The sequence below is a fragment of the Qipengyuania flavescens genome, assembly GCF_029688735.1.
In the GTDB taxonomy this organism is placed as follows: Bacteria; Pseudomonadota; Alphaproteobacteria; order Sphingomonadales; family Sphingomonadaceae; genus Qipengyuania.
Genome location: NZ_JARULD010000001.1, coordinates 1,028,017 through 1,043,528 on the forward strand (window position 1 = coordinate 1,028,017; position 15,512 = coordinate 1,043,528).

At 62.2% G+C, this 15,512-nt stretch carries 11 protein-coding genes; 6 read left to right on the top strand and 5 right to left on the bottom strand.

All coding sequences use genetic code 11. The features are described from left to right. Nucleotides 1-251: 251 nt before the first annotated feature. The 3 genes from P8R33_RS05045 to P8R33_RS05055 all read left to right on the top strand — a co-directional run bounded on the left by P8R33_RS05045 (nucleotide 252) and on the right by P8R33_RS05055 (nucleotide 4,347). Complete coding sequence (locus P8R33_RS05045; protein WP_278327880.1) at nucleotides 252-1,580, top strand: hypothetical protein; 1,329 nt, start codon at nucleotides 252-254, stop codon at nucleotides 1,578-1,580. A gap of 146 nt (nucleotides 1,581-1,726) precedes the next feature. Continuing rightward, the gene (locus P8R33_RS05050) at nucleotides 1,727-3,796 is read left to right on the top strand and encodes a hypothetical protein (RefSeq protein ID WP_278327881.1); all 2,070 of its coding nucleotides are present in this window, start codon (nucleotides 1,727-1,729) and stop codon (nucleotides 3,794-3,796) included. Continuing rightward, on the top strand, nucleotides 3,793-4,347 hold the full coding sequence (locus P8R33_RS05055; RefSeq protein ID WP_278327882.1) for a hypothetical protein: 555 nt from the start codon (nucleotides 3,793-3,795) through the stop codon (nucleotides 4,345-4,347). Before P8R33_RS05050 ends, P8R33_RS05055 begins: the two co-directional genes overlap by 4 nt. Before the next feature lie 499 nt (nucleotides 4,348-4,846). On the opposite strand, the gene P8R33_RS05060 is transcribed toward P8R33_RS05055, so the two are convergent. Beyond that, nucleotides 4,847-5,191 (bottom strand): hypothetical protein, encoded by a 345-nt coding sequence (locus P8R33_RS05060; protein WP_278327883.1) that lies wholly within the window; start codon nucleotides 5,189-5,191, stop codon nucleotides 4,847-4,849. A gap of 72 nt (nucleotides 5,192-5,263) precedes the next feature. On the opposite strand from P8R33_RS05060, the gene P8R33_RS05065 reads away from it, so the two are divergent. From P8R33_RS05065 to P8R33_RS05075, 3 genes are all read left to right on the top strand, one after another. Next, nucleotides 5,264-6,703 carry a DUF2779 domain-containing protein gene (locus P8R33_RS05065; RefSeq protein WP_278327884.1) on the top strand — a complete coding sequence of 480 codons (1,440 nt, stop codon included), beginning with the start codon at nucleotides 5,264-5,266 and terminating at the stop codon, nucleotides 6,701-6,703. Between the two features lie 712 nt (nucleotides 6,704-7,415). Then, the gene (locus P8R33_RS05070) at nucleotides 7,416-8,420 is read left to right on the top strand and encodes a nucleoid-associated protein (RefSeq protein ID WP_278327885.1); all 1,005 of its coding nucleotides are present in this window, start codon (nucleotides 7,416-7,418) and stop codon (nucleotides 8,418-8,420) included. Continuing rightward, a complete protein-coding gene (locus P8R33_RS05075; protein WP_278327886.1) occupies nucleotides 8,413-9,597 on the top strand; it encodes a hypothetical protein in 1,185 nt (394 codons plus the stop codon). The genes P8R33_RS05070 and P8R33_RS05075 overlap by 8 nt, the downstream gene beginning before the upstream one ends. Nucleotides 9,598-9,822: 225 nt before the next feature. On the opposite strand, the gene P8R33_RS05080 is transcribed toward P8R33_RS05075, so the two are convergent. From P8R33_RS05080 to P8R33_RS05095, 4 genes are read right to left on the bottom strand one after another with little or no spacing between them, the layout of a single operon-like run. Beyond that, complete coding sequence (locus tag P8R33_RS05080) at nucleotides 9,823-10,905, bottom strand: PIN-like domain-containing protein (protein ID WP_278327887.1); 1,083 nt, start codon at nucleotides 10,903-10,905, stop codon at nucleotides 9,823-9,825. Nucleotides 10,906-10,907: 2 nt separating this feature from the next. Further along, a complete protein-coding gene (locus P8R33_RS05085; RefSeq protein WP_278327888.1) occupies nucleotides 10,908-11,435 on the bottom strand; it encodes a hypothetical protein in 528 nt (175 codons plus the stop codon). Beyond that, nucleotides 11,432-13,144, bottom strand: coding sequence for a DEAD/DEAH box helicase family protein (locus P8R33_RS05090; protein ID WP_278327889.1), 1,713 nt, complete (start codon nucleotides 13,142-13,144; stop codon nucleotides 11,432-11,434). Before P8R33_RS05090 ends, P8R33_RS05085 begins: the two co-directional genes overlap by 4 nt. Then, entirely contained in the window at nucleotides 13,105-15,387 is a 2,283-nt protein-coding gene (locus P8R33_RS05095) for an ATP-binding protein (protein WP_278327944.1), read from the bottom strand. The genes P8R33_RS05090 and P8R33_RS05095 overlap by 40 nt, the downstream gene beginning before the upstream one ends. Nucleotides 15,388-15,512 lie beyond the last annotated feature (125 nt).

Sequence of the window (15,512 nt, forward strand, 5' to 3'; positions counted from 1 at the left end):
CGGCTGGCTTGTAGGTCGGCCTGAAGTAGGACGTGGGTGTCGGATTGAGGCTTCGAACGAAGCGCTCTTCCGCAGCGTCACTCGATCAGAGAAGCTGAACTTCTTGGTGGAGTGTCACCGCACGCGAGAAGACCCATGAAAACATAAGGATCTAGTGGGGGTCGTCGCGTGCGGTGTCACCACACCCTACGCGGAACAAAAAAATCTCTGGAGACGTTTGGTTCATAATTTTTTATGACCTATACGTATCCATGACCGATCGCTACCACACTTTTGAAGTCGGCGGAAAATGGACCGTCGCTCTCGGCGACCGCCGAGACCCTGACCTCACTGAAGGCGTCAGGGCGGCATTCGACCGCCTCGCGGATACCTCCGTAGCACGCATCAAGGGCCTGTTCGAATCCTTCCTCAATCATCGGATGCACGACGGAGAGAGCGTGGGCTCCTTCATCGGCGAACGGCGCGACCAAGGTGTCGAGCGGATCGAGGACATGTTGGAAACCCTTGGGTTCGAATGCGTCTACAGCAATCGGGAGGACGAGGCGACCCATGTACGGCGTGGCGCCGGAGCCAGCTTCGGCGTGCTACCGACCTTCATCCAATCGCTCGACGTCCTCTACGCCAGTCTCCATCGCCAAGGGCTGCGGGAACTCGAACGGCCGACCAAGGTGCTCGGCTTCCAGACCCTGACCCCGACCGAGCTCAACGACAGGCGCCGCACCCTCTATGGCTCGGTCAAGAAGGGTGCCTCGTACAACGGCACCCAGTTCCTCACCATCGGCAGGGAAACCTATCCGCTCCGGTTCGAGGATCCGCGCGGCCTGGGCCACAAGATGCGTTCCGCCGCCGAAGCGGACGGGTGGAAGCATCCGGCATACGACCTGCTCTGCGTGATCGATGACGACGGATGCAGGTTCGAGGATGCTCACGCTCTCAACGCGCATGACTGGGCGAGATGGAACTTCGGTTGCGTGATCGCAGCTCCCAACAAGGGCTCGGACGGCCAACGCGTCAAGACCGTCGTCATCGGGAAGGAGACCGCCCTCCGGCTCGCGCATTCGTTCGACGACGATCCAGCGCGGCCATCGATGGCAGAACTCAGGCGCATGGTCGAGATCGGCGACGAAACAGGGCTCAGGGCCGTGGCGCTGTTCCCATCCGCCCTCGGCAAGCCGTTCACCTATCACACCTACAACAACGACTACGTCAGGCCGACGATGGAGCGTCACAATGTGATGATCCACTCAAAGTTCACATCCGTCCGGGCCACCATTCACCGCTTGCGCGCCGGCAAGATCCAAGCGGAGCTGGAGCACATCCTGCTTTCCGGTCAAGGAGAGGAGGAGCAGAAATGGCGCGCGGTCGATCAACTCCGGCAGGACATGTCGATCAAGTCCAAGAAGTCATTCTACCGTTACTGCGGCGAGCTTGTCGACATGATAGCTGCGGATGCGAAGGTCCGTCGCCATGAGATCCGCGTCGATAGGCGACCGCAGACCGGCGGCCTAGTCATGCCCGTGAGACGGCAGAACGGTGCCCCGAACCATACCGACCGGCGTCTGAGCGAAATCGCGCGATGACCGGTCCGGCACTCCATGCGACACACGTGGCAGTTCCCAAGCGGACAGCGGCCCGGATGATGAGCGTCAGGGCCGCAACAGTCGATGAACTCGCTCGCCTCGGAGTCATGAGGTCCTGGACCCGACCCGGTGGGAAGAGGAAACTCGTGATCATCCATCCGGTCACCCTGCTCGACGGCGTCTATCACGAGTGGCGGGAGAGGCATGGTGCTGTCACTACTCCCCATGACCTCCAGCTGTACTCGGACGCTCGGGAACTCTGCAAAATCGACAGAGACGAGGAGCATCCGCTCGACGTGCTCAAGGCAGTCGGCGGCGTCCTTTCCGAAATCGGGGTCCTGAACGAGGCAGAGGCCAGAGCATGGCTTCCGAAGTTGCCCGACGAATGGCACACCATCCAGGAGGCCATCAGGCCGCATTTCCGCAGCGCGCTCACGACCCGCTGGGCCGCCGCTGCCGGCGACGTTCCGGAGGTCGACGCGTCCCTCGCGGCGAGCGTCCTCCCAGAGGATCTCCGCAGTCTTCCGCGAACAAGCCTGGACCCACTCAGAGGTCACGAATACGAGCCGCCGGCGCGGAATGTCCTGAACAACGCGGTCAAGCTCACCCGGAAGATCGAAGCGGCCGTCCTCTACGCCTTCATCTCCGCCCGATCGAGCAGGCGCTGGCAAACGCAGGCGACCATCCTTTTCTACCTCAGGAAGTTCACCGAGATCCTGGAGGCGGCGTGGGGCGAAACCGTCTGGGAACCCGCGCGCCTTGACGAGGCTTGCAGGTGGCTCCTCTCGGACGCGGGCGCGGAGCTAAGCGGAGAAAGCAACTACAGCCGCCTGTACATGGTTCGCGCTTGGGGCTGGTTCACCTCGACCCTTGCGCGCTATTCGAGAGAACTACAGGACGAGAAGCGCAGCATCTTCCTCCGTCACATTCCCACCGCCTTCAAGCCCTCGGCGGAACTTTCGGAAGCCATGACGCGGATCGCCTCCGCCTCGTCCGCAGAGAGGAAGGAATGGCGGAAGACGAGGACCCGACGCGTCCGCGTCAATCTCGACGAGATTCTCGCGTCGGTCGATAACCGCGCATACTGTGCGCGTGCGCTCACGGAAGGCGCGATCGAAGCGATCAAGCAGCTTGGGGATGGAAGGGGCCATCAGGACTTCGAGGTCCTGCTTCCCAACCTCGATCGGCGCGGACTCTATGACGGAGGCTGGCACATACAGCATCTGAGAGTCTGGAAGGACGCAGCCGCATGGGAATCGTTGGGCTGGCTCGAAACCAGTATTGCCACCCGGGAAGCAATCAGGCGCCACCGCAACCGCCAAGAGGATGACGGTCCGGTCATCGAGTTGCTGGCGATGGACCGGCACACCGGAGCGGAACCCTCGGAATGCTGGCTTCTCGAATGCGCGCGCAACTTCACGCAGGCATCGATCGCCTCGTTGCCTGTCGAGACGAGGCTGAAACGGATCGAGACGCTTTCCAAATACGGATTGCCGACGGTGCGGGAGGCCTTCTCCGGGCTACTCAAGTTCTCGGACACCCGCGCCACGCTCGCGCGCAACGCATCGCTTCTCGGACGGTCTTTCGTGCCACTCCTGGAGATCTGCCACGCCGTCCGCCTGGCAGCGCTCCTCGTGACCATCGGCGCACAGACCCAGGCCCGGCTCGACGAGATCCTGCAGCTACGTGTCGATCGCTGGACGCGCGACGACATGATTCCGGGCCAAGCTCACTACTCGCAAGAGGTCATACCCAAGGTCCCCAGCCATACCCCGCTTGAGGATGTCGAGCCGAAGCTGCTCGTGGTGGACCGGGCGACCATGGACGAAATACTCGATCTGCATGATCTGGAGCTCTTCAGGACCGGCCGGGACCGCTTTCCCACCGTCGAAGCGGATTTCCTCAGGGCCTGGAAGGTCGAGCCCGGCCCCCTCACGTTCTCGCATTCGGGCCGGCGGTTACCCGATCTCTTCACGATCACCTGTCTGGCTTACGCACTGGCCGGCTGGGAGCGCTTCACCATCCACGACCTTCGACACGCCCTCAATGAGGAAGCGCAATTCGAAGGGGTGCCGGACTGGATCCGGGCCGCGCGTCTCGGGCACTCGGGTCTGTTCGCCCTCGTCACATACGATACGGACGAAGAGGAAGCGAAGAGCGCCGCCTCGGCCGCGAGCATCGAGCGCCGCTTGGGGCGCCTGGAGGACGGCGCATGAGCTACCTGCGCCTCGTCGGCCTCGAGGATGAGGCGAACCTGCCTACGCACCCGGCAGCGCCATCCGCACGAGCGACCAAGAGGGGTCGCGACAGCATGCCGGTCGGCTCCGGCGGCCCGGCGTCGCTGGACGACTACGACAAGCGGCGGATCAGGGACACTACGAGAAAGCTGCAGATCGCCTGCCGGCATCTCATAGAGTCGGGGCTGATGCCGACGATCCGGAAGGTCGCCGAGATCATGGGTTCGAGCGCCACGACCCTGGGCCGCGACCCCCACCGCCGCAACCTGCTGCGCTACCAGCGCCTCGCCGAAGCTCGCGGCCTCGGCAAGGTCGTCGTCCGCCATCGCCGCGAGACCTGCCAAGGATGCATGGCCAAAGACAGGCTGATAGAGAAGCTCCAGAAAGATGTCTCCAAGCTCGTCCGCAAGGCGGGAGCCTTGCGTCGGCTGGTCACATGGCATCGCAAGACGCTCAGCAAGGTCCTGCGCGAGTTGCGGACCGTGACCAACCCCGACCTTCCGCGACGGCCCAGGCGAGGATCGGAATGACCCGCGCCGGATAGCGGCGTACTCCTAAGGCCTGCGCAGGAGGTCGAAACCCGCGCGCCACGCGCGCAGGTCCGAACGACATGCCTGACCGCTCGATCGCGCATCGCTCGCTATCTCCGCGATCCGACATCTCGTGTCCCATCTCGCGACTTCGAGGGCCAGGTCGCGCTCCCAATACGTATCGCATGCCGGGGCCGGAAGGCACCGATGATCTGGATTCCAGGCAAGCAGGTCCGCTGCCCTGACGAAGCGTACGAGAACCAATCCAGACCACGCCGCCCGGAGCCTGAACTCCCCCCGCCAAGCCTCGCGGATGCGCGTCTCGATGATCCCGGACAGCCGCTCCGGGTCATCCACGGTCTCGGACAAGGCGAAGAGCCGGTCTCCCCGAGGCCTCCAGGACAACGTCCATCGCCGAGATGCGGACCCACAGCTCACCTGCGAGACGCGGATCCGAGGAGATGCCCGGCCAGGATCAATCGACCGTGTAACCATCGGCTCATACAGGTCCCCCCGACCCACCGGACTCGAACCCGGCCCGCCGACGACGGGCCGCCTCCAGCATCGCGCCCAGTTCAAGCGATCCGCGAGACATGAAGGAGAGCGGGTTCGGGTCGCTACCTACGGGGTCCGGCGCGCGCAGCCATTCCTCGACTGGCATCCGGAACGGTAGATCCCGAAGCACGCAATCCAGCGTCAGCACCGTTCGCATCGCGCGTTCACGCTGGACCACACCCTGGCCGAGCAGACCCTCGATCTCCGCGTCACTTAGCGACCACCGGTCACAGAGCGCTCGGAACTCCCGGCGCATGGCCTCTTCCTCAACGCCTCTCTCAAACTTCATCACCGAGACTCCTGTATACTTTTTAGTATACTTTCTCGTTGCCAGCTCGTTCCCGGATGCTATGCTTGTTCGATGACGCTGAACCCATCCTCCCTCGAGCCAGCGGCCCTGCTCTCCAAATCGGAGTTCCTTTCTTTCCGGGAATGTCCAAAGGATCTCTGGCTCAGGCTCCGAAAGCCGACCGTCGTGCCCCGTTCACCACCATCCGATTACGACCGGCTGCTCATGGAGGACGGATACGCGGTCGAGGCCATCGCGCTCGATCTGCTCAGGACGCGTCCGGATGCGGAGCGTTTCGAGTTCCAGGTCACGATCTCCGATGGACGATGCCTCATCCGCGTGGACGCGCTTCGGCGCAACAGCGACGGCTCCATCGATCTGTACGAGGTGAAATCGTCCTCGTCCCCAGAAGACCATCTCGTCGACGCCTGCTTCCAGGCCATCGTCGCCGCTCGCGCGGGCCTGATCGTCCGATCGGTCCGCGTGGTCCACGTGGACGCCGACTATCGGCTGGATGGTGAGCTCGACCCGTCGCGCTTCCTCGCATTCGCCGAGGTCGACGAGGAGCTGGAGGCCATCCGAAAGGAGGTCGAAGCCGAGATCGACGAGGCACTCGGGCTCCTGGCCATGGGGGAGATCGATGAACGCGGGTGCCGCTGCCTGCTCAGGACGGCATCGAGACGGTGTGCCTCGTTCCACCATCTGAACCCGGAAATCCCGGTCCCCTCGGCGCATCTCCTGCCACGGATCTCGAGCCCTCGCCTCGCCCGCCTCGCCGACGAAGGCCGGCTGGCCATCGCCGACATGTTGCACGATGACGTCACCCCTTCGCAGCTGGACACGTTCGAGGCGCTGAGGACCGGGCAGCCCGTGGTCCGGACGGAAGAGGTGAAGGCTTTCCTGTCCTCGCTCAGGTACCCTCTCCACTTCTACGATTACGAAACGGCAGCCGGCGCCGTCCCGATGGCGCGCGGACACGGACCACACCAACAGATCCCCGTCCAGTTCTCCTGCCACGTCCTACATGCCGACGGTTCATTGGAGCATCGTGAATTCCTCGGCGACGGCCACGGGATGGAAGAGGCGCTCGTCGATCGCCTCAAGGCGGCGATCGGAACGACCGGAAGCGCGATCGTATGGAACCAGACCTTCGAGAAATCGTGCAACCGTCGGATGGCGGAGCTGCTACCCAGACACGCCGGTTTCCTGAAGGACCTGAACGACAGGACCGCGGACCTGATGCTCCCCTTTCGCAAAGGCTACGTACACCCCGCCTTCGAGGGTTCGGCGTCGATCAAGAAGATCCTACCGGTCGTATGCCCGGATCTCGAGTATGACGAAGACAGTGTCCATAACGGGACGGGCGCCATCCTCGCGTTCCGTGAGATGGTCACCTCGGATGAGACGGAAGAAAGGGAGCGTCTCTTGAAGGAATTGAGGGCATATTGTCATCTCGACACGCTCGCCATGGTCCGTCTGCACGAATTCCTGTTGAACCTTGCGGCTCCATGATCGGTCGGCCTGCGTGTTCCGTGCAAGGAGCCCCGGATTTTCAGAGCGACGGCAGGTCGCGACCGCTTCCCACCTGCTCGACATCGATGGTCACGATTCGTCCGTCCTCACTCAGCATCACCTGGTGGTCTCGCGGTGCCATGACCGCTGAGAGTGCCCGAAGCCTGTTCCAGTTCTCACGGTATCGGGACCCGACGTCCTGCGGAGCGTGGGATATCAACGCGCGGATGGCCCGGACCTGCGTGATGGCCTTGTAAGGGCCCATCCGCGCCTTCGCCTTCCAGTTTTCCCGCCAGCAGCGCGGCGGTACTCGGCGATGGCGTCCTTGGCTTTGGCCATCTCGGTCGCCCTCACCTCAGGCGACGTTGCTGCCCTAGCTGGACAGATGATTGGATCTTCGCCTTCTCCATCCGTGACGAGAAGATCGCGAGTATCCGGGAGTACTTAGATACACAAGCGTTGGCGGAAGCGTCCGCGCACTAAAGATCAGGGTGGCAAAAGCCGCCGACGTGTCTTCTTGAACGAAGGATACGTATGGTAAGGGCTTCCCTTGGGCTACTGATCAACTCGCTGCCCTTGAGAAACCCATGCGCAATACCAGTTGATTGCATGTGGTTGTTGGCGCTCACGACACTTGGTTGTTAAGAGGTGGCGCAATGGAAGGCGCTCATCCGATGTTAAGGGAGCGCCCAGTTTCGGGGGACCCGACACTTTGAATCAGATCGTAGCCTTGGCAATCCACGACATAGAGCGCCGCGACGGCATGTATCAGGTCCACGCCGCAGACAAGCAGCTTGCCGTCACGCCGACGACCCAGAGGCTTATCGACGAGCTGTATGACCTGTATAATCGGCGCGCATCGAAGACCCATGGTAAATTCACGACGGCGGAGGGTTATCCGACGCAAGCGCAAGTGCGCGATTACGTCGAGGATACCGAGAAGGACTTTCTCCTCCTCACGACGCGCATGATGGACACATTGCGCAATCAAGCCCAAGCGCGGTCCGCCTCGACCGGGGGGCATGTACTGTTCGCGCATTTCCGCCGGGAAGCGCGTGACTATCTCCTTGTCTCGATCATCACCGACAAGCTCAGCGCCGCGCTCACCTCGGAGCGAGACGTGCGGGACGTTCGGCACCTTGATCTCGACGGGTTCCGCTTCGCCGGACGCATCAACCTCACCGCTTGGGCGAAAGGCGAGGAACGCTACATCAGCTTCCTCAAGGGCAAAGGTGACGTCTCCGAATATTTTCGACATTTCCTCGGTTGCGACTCCGTCGTCCAGGATCGCGTCGATACTTCCAACCTCGTCACAGCCTTGAAGGAGTTCGTGGCTGCCACGGGCTTGCCGGAGAGGGAGGGCAACGAGTTCCTCGGGCGCGCCAAGGCAATCTGCGAGCGCGTATCACGCGCCAGGGAGGAACTCGAGTTCGATGCGCTCGCCAACGAACTGATGCCGAAGGATCCGAAGAAGCTCGGAGATTTTCTCGCGCACACCGACCGCGCGCTGACCGACCGGTTCGTGCCGGATCGCCGGGCACTCGTCTCGCTTGTTCGCTTCCGGGGCGGGACGAAGCAGTGGAAGGTCGAATTCGATAGAGATGCGGTCAGCAATCGTGCCGTGATCTTCAATGCCGCAGCAAACACGCTTACCCTCACCGATCTTCCCGACGACCTCGTGGCACAGCTTAACGCCGAAGGCCTGGGAAATGGCTGACGTCGGCTTCGCCGATCTCGTCGAAATATACAGGCACACCCGTTTCGACGGCGAAGGTGGTGGCGTCCTTACGATCGCGAATGACCACGTGGCGGACACCATGCGGGCCATCGAATCCGATCCGGACCTGTACGATCTGACACAGATAAGTCTGGTCGATCAACAGGACCCGATGAAAGGCGTTGAGGTTGCGATCAATGTCGCGGCACCCAGCCTGAGATTGGGTATCCTCGCCGCTGATTTCGACTCCTTGTTCCTCTCCCCCGACGCGGCATTCGCCGAACCCGCCAACTATTTCGTCGTAGATCTCAAGTACGCTGCCGGCGATCAGCCAGCGCCCGAAATCCTCATCCGCTATCGCGCGCTGCTTGCCGTCATCGAAGTGTTGGCGGACGCGGCGACTTTCGTCGACAAATCGCAGAGGGAGATGGTCTTCATCGGCAACGAGACCACCGTGGTGCCGATCCTGTTCAAGCAGATCGACCTGCCGGCGTCTCTGATGGAGAATGCTGACCGACTAGCGCGCCTATTCGCGGACCCGCTTCACCGACAGGAGAAATCCGATCTGCTCGCTGCGGCCATGATCGACATCGCCAGTGCTCAACGGCCATCCAAGCGGTTTCAGTTCATCATCGCCAACCTCGACCATCTCTGTGATGAAGTGGAAAAGGGCTATCGCCTCTTCGTTTCGAGCTTCTCGTATTCGAAGATCAGGAAGGAGATCGAAACAGCGAGGCTCGAGTATACGAACAAGATCCACAAGACGATCGTGGACATTCAAGGTCAGCTGCTGGGCATTCCCATAGCGACGATCGTCGTCGCGACCCAGTTCAAGCCTTCGCGGGGCTGCGGTATCGAGTTCTGGGCGAACCTCGCCGTGCTGTTGGGAGCCTGGATCTTCGTCGCGCTTCTCGGGCTTGCCGTAAGGAACCAGTGGCACACGCTCAGGACGCTTGCGCGCGAGATAGAAGGACAACGGACAGCGCTTGAGAACGATTATGCGGCGGTCAGCAACGACTTCATGGATCTATTTGATGATCTGGACGACAGGATCGGATGGCATCGCAAGGTGCTTGTCGCGGTAGGCGGATTGGCCATCCTCGGCGGCCTGAGCGCGACAGTCACGTTCCTTATGTTGACAGAAACCGGATCCGCCCGATGCCTCGTCGGAGGATAGGGCTCCAGCCAGCCCTTAAAATTCGAGTACGGGTACGCGCCCGAATTGGCGGAGCATACGTTGCAGGGCGGCTGTGGGCTGCTGTGCGGGAAAGGATTTCGGGCACTGGCCCGAACTCACCGACGATGATTAATTCCGAGTGGGCGACCATCGCAGGAGCGGTTCGCGCATTCGTTGCCGAGGTCGATCATGCCGAAGCGAATAACAATCCGCAGGCAACTTCTCCTAATCCCCGGCGCCGGGCCTTGAAGGGTGAACGCCGAGCGCTTCGTTTATCTCGGCCAATCGAGCCCGAAGAGCCGGCTTGTCCAGATCTGAGAGAAACGTGGCATCGGCAGCGTCGAAGGTTCCGGCTAGCGCACCGATCACCGCCTCCCGCTCCTCTTCCAGCGCCCTGACGTTCCGCTCCCTCTCGGCTTCCCAACGACTTCGCCTGGCGTCGCTGTCAAGCTGCAGGCTGCGTTCGACAGTAGCGAGGTTCGTCTCGAACTCCGGATGCCTGTCCGCTGCGACCCTTACGAAGTTCCTGAACTCGTACATGTGGAACCTCTGGCCGGACGACCGGGCGAACTCTTCGACCAGTTCGGGACGTGGCCCGATCTTCCTGCCGGCATGTATCCACCACCAATCCTCCTTGACGTCGTCGGTGATGAAGATGACTGGCCGCTCCTGCTCCGTCGCGACACGGATCATGTCACGCCAGATTATGAGATCGCCGTAACGTCGGTACTCGTCCCCGTCCTTTCCCGCGTCCTTGTATCCCGGTGGCTGCTGCCTGGCGTACCTCGCCTCGCCTTCCTTCTTCACCTTCGCCAGCTCGTCGGCCGGCCAAGGATCCCCGACCTTGCCTTCCAAGATGTCCGACAGTCTCCCGACGGCCTCCTCCAGTTCCTGGTCGGGGTGCTGCGCCCTCGCGGCTTCGATCCGTCGCCGGAAGTCGTCGCCATACATCGCGAGCGCGGCAAGCTCGCGATCGATGTCGATCGTCGGATGGGCGCGAAGTTGCCGCAGCTGGTCCCTCAGCTGAGCAAGGCTCTTCTCCGACCCACGGAGGATCTGATCATAAGCCTCGTGACCCGAGCGTAGGACCGCCAATCGGTTGCGGTGGAATTCCAGCCCCGCCTGATAAGGGACCCATAGCGATTGTCCGAGCGCGGCGAAGAGTTGGAACAGGTCTTCGCGAACCGCGAACGGATGCCTGATGGTGTGCAACAGGATGTTCGCGTCCGGCACGAAGACTGCGGAATCCCACAGGTCCGCAACCTCTTCCGAGGACTTGGGATACCATCCATGCAGGAGCGCGCGCATGGTCAGTCCCACCATATCAGCGGGTTCACGCCAAGACGCGTGGCCGCTTCGCGGACGAGTTCACGATCCTCAGGGTCGGCAGTCTTCCCCGTCTCGATGATGACAAGGGCGGTCGCGTCCCCGCCCCCGCGCAAGCGCCGGCGCTCGAACGCCGCCATGACGAGGTGCTTCCAGTCCCGACTGTTACCCCAGGTAACAAGCGAACCATCGACCAGCAGTACCCCGTGCGGCTTGATGAATTCGCGCGCCACGGGGCTGTCCGGTGGAATCCCGAGAAGGGACAGCACGCTAGACCCGCTGCTCAGCAGGCGTTCGCGCGCATAGTCCTTCACGAGGGTGTCCTTAATGTAGACCCTCACCGCGCGCGGATCCATGAAGTGGCCAAGCTTGCCGCCGATGTCCGCGGCCCTGGTCCATTGTTCATAGTAGTTGGAATGGTCCAGATCCGAGAGCGATGGCCAGTCCAGGTCATCAAGCCTGCGCCAAAGCGCTTCCCGGATGGACCGTCGCATGCTTTCGGGCATGTTCATTGCACGTTACCCTCGCCATGCGGCTTGGGGAAGTCGAACGACGGCAACTCGAGGGTCGGATCGCCTTCGCGCGAAAGCAGGTCAGCCTGATCCTTCATCCACTCGAGCATGAACCCGCCAGCACTCGCATCCCGGAATTCGATAACGCCCGGGAGACGCAACCGCTCGATGTCGCCCCTCGAACCCTTCTCGAGTTGGATGACCTCGGCGATGCGCCTGATGTCGCTCACGAAGTCAAGTACCACCACCTTGTCCTTCAGCGGGCTCGTGCGTAGTCCACGTCCCAGCTGCTGGACGAATATGCGTCGGCTGTGCGTGACGCGCATGAAGACGACCAGGTCCACATCGGGGATGTCGACCCCCTCGTTGAACAGGTCCCTGGTCGTGACGATGTCGAGCGCTCCGGACCGGAAGCCGGCCATCACCTCGTCGCGCTCCCTAGCCGTCATGTCGCCGGTCATGGCCGCGCTCCTGAAACCGAACAGACCAAGCATTCCAGCGAAACTCTTCGCATGAAGCACCGTTGGGCAGAACACGATGCCCGATCGCCGTCGCTCCTCGTCGAAGATGGTCCTGATCTTGCGCGCTGCTTCCTCGTCCCGGGTAGGAAGGAGGAGCCTCTGGTTCAATTGCTTTATCGAATACTGATTGCGCGAACGCTCTCGCACGAACTGCCAATCGATATCATCGGCGAACATCCTGTAATCGGCCTCGCACAGAAATCCCCGCCTGAGACCTTCCGCGATCCCCACCTGGAGCGCGGGCTGGCCGAGTAGGGTGTCGATGTCGTAGCCATCACCGCGCCAGGGGGTCGCGGTGACGCCACCGATCATGGCGTCCTCCATCCGATCCGTAACCTGACGGAAGGAGTTGGAGCCGACATGGTGCGCCTCGTCGATGAGGACCAGTCCGAAATCGGGCAGTTCGTCGAGCCGCGCCACCGCGCTCTGTACGGTCGCGAAGGTCACGCCATCCCAGAAGGACGGGAATTCGCCGCCCGCGAGCCGATGCGTCGGTATGGAGGTCGCCAGCTGTTTCCAGAACGCCACCTCAAGCTGATCGACGAGTTCGCGGGTCGCCGCCATCACAAGGGCGCGATTGCCCTTGACGTTCCCGTCCTCGAAAAGGCGCGTGGTGAGTTCGGACATGACGACGGTCTTGCCGAGTCCGGTCGCCAGCACCACCTGTCCCCGACCGGTCTCCCGCATGGCCTCCTCGAAGCGCTGAACGGCCTCCTCCTGATAGTCTCGCAGGTCGCGTCGCGAGGCGGGATATTCGGGGCCGCGAGCGCACATCAATTCGAGGGTTCGCGGCTCGAGGACTTCTATCTTCACGCCGATCTTCGCCCACTTCGCGATCGCCTCGCGCAGCGCTGGACCCGCAGGTCTCGAAAGCGCGACGAACATCCTGTCTGCCCGATAGAACCGGCCCGCCTCGGCCACCTCGTCCGCGGCGGACGCGCTCGCGTATCCATTGCGGGTGTACTTGCACTGGATTACCCACAGTTCGTCGTTCTTCCTACCGAGGACGTCGCCGCCTCGGTCGCCGCTTCCCCCGACGATCCGCACGTCGCCGAAGCCGTTCGTCGAGAGCAGCCTCGCGACGTCGCGCTCGAACGCCTGCCAAGGTCCGTAAAGCAGTCTTCGGTCGTCGAGGAACCGACCGTGCTTCACCCTTCGACGTCCGGCCGGAGCAGCCTGAGCGAACATGTCGCGCGAATGAGGACATCCCGGTTGGCGAGCTCGATGTCGCGCGCAGACTGGCTGGCGAGCCATATGGCATCCACGAGGTAGGCCTCGTACCGAGCGATGACTCTCTGGCGCGCTTCCTCCTCGACGACATCGTCGTCGAAGCTCAGCGAAGCATATGGGTCGTCCCAGTAATTGCCGTCGAAGAAGAACTCCGGATGCTTACGGACCATGTCGCGAGCGCCATGAGGATCCGTGAACTCCCAGAAGCGCCCCTCTTCCACGATCTCGTCGATCGACGCTCCTCCACGCGCGGCGACCTTGCGTACGATATGGGAGCGGTCCTGAACGGTGAGGCCGTCATAGAATTCCCTGGCACGGTCACTCGGGAAGATCTCCGGCAACGCCTTCGTGAACTCGTCCAGCGTGGCGTTGGCCTGCGAAATGATCTCGGACGGATCCAGCCTCGTCGCGACGGCATAGGCGCCGCGAAATCCGGAGATGACGTTTGCCAACGTGAGATCAGGCAACTCGCCCCTGAGGAATTCGCGTGTCTGCACGGCAAGCTCGAGCAGAAGGGCGTCCAGCGGCGTCATCGTACTGGACCTGAATACCTCGTGCTTCGCGTCGAAGAGGAACTCGTACGTCCTTGTCGCGACGTCACTAAGTCCGAAGGTCCACGGGGAGTTCGCGGTCAATCCGGGGTTGTCGGCCTCGGTCGCGAACGCCTCCACCTCGTAGTCCACCCGATAGGTCGGATGCGTGTAGGTCCGCGAGAGTTCATGCACCATCGTCCGCTCGACATCCGGGCTCGCAGCGCCATCGTCGGTCTCGTCACCTTGACCATAATCGCCCTCAACGGTGGCTTCATCCTCCTCCCCGTCCTCGTCGAGGAACCCTTCGGGAATCTCAGCGCCGTCACCGGTCGGATCCCCGAGGATCGCCTGATCCTGTTCCTTGACGAGCTCCCACCACGCGTGGTCCTCAATGTAGTCAGGGTCGTTCGCGTGGAAAGACTGGGCCATCTGTTCGGCACGGTCGTTGTCCTTCACGACGAGGATCCTGGACCAGAGACCGTTCTTGCCTTGCGGACTCGACCGTCGGAAGGCCTGGAAGAGCTTGTAGAGCGGGCTGGTGTTTCCGGCATAACCCCTCTGCTTCGCCGTCAGTGGGCGGAGTGGTCCCTGGCCGCGGACGATGCTGACCATCTCCTGCCAGGAAGGGTCATCGCGTTCGAACCGGTCCTTGGTATAGCTGACCCGGCAGTGATCCATGTGCACCTCGCCCACGAACCGCCCGCGGTTCCTGGGGTCATCGATGGGATATTCGATCTCTTCGCTGTCGCCGTCCGTCCAAGCGAAAAGATCCTTCGAGCCGATCTCGATCTTCCGGCCATTGCGGATGAAGTCGATGCCGAAATCGGACTTGTGGAGATAGCGCTGCAGGCCCACCCAGCCCCGCACACGTCGTTCCCTCTCGACCACACGGCACTCCGGAGCATTCGTCGGACAGGCGTCCTCGTCACTCGCCAGTGTCCGCATGCAACTGGTGCAGTAGCGGCGAGGCGCCAGCTTCACGTCGAAGGTCTCGACCGCGTTGACCTCCGTACCGTCGGGCAGCTTGACCTCGCGGTCCGGGTCCCAGTGACAGTGTCGCCTCGGCTCAAGATTGGTACCGTTCACCTTGAAACGGATCCGACCGGCCTGAGACGCCTGCAGCAGCGACGAATAGGAACGGGCGAGATGCCGACGGATCGTCGCGAGGTTCCCCGACCGCGCCAGGTATTGCCTCTGCTCCGGCTTAAGCTTGCTCACGATGATCTCAGTACCGTGCGTGGAATGATCGAGCTTTGGCCTCGTCCGACGCGGCACTTTGAAGGTCCGCGAAGTCCTGAGTTCGTTCAGGTCAATGCGGACACCCACCCACTCGGGGTCGTTCTCGCGGGTCGTCCATACCTCGGTCACTCCGCCCAATCGGGCCGTCGCGATATTGAACCCCATGCCGAAGAGTCCGAGATTGGTGAGCGGGTCGTTGCCGGTCCAACCAGCCCTTACGGCGTGTTCAAGCGTGTCGATGGACATGCCGGCCGCATTGTCTCGGACGACGAGCTGCGCGTTAGGCTTGTCCGACGTCGGGATCGTGATCGTGATCTCGGGGCTCTCGACGGGATTGCCGGATCGCGCGGCCTCGACCAGCGCATCGATGCCATTGTCCACCAGCTCGGCGACGCAACGCCATTGATGAAGGTTGATCTCCCCGAGCATCTGCAGCACGCGAGGGTCTGGCGTAAGATCAAGTTCTTGATTCATTCTGTCGCGGTCCGAAAGTGAAAGTCGCGACATTTGCTAGGACATTTCCGACCGTCACGGAAGGACACCGGCCGCGTGTT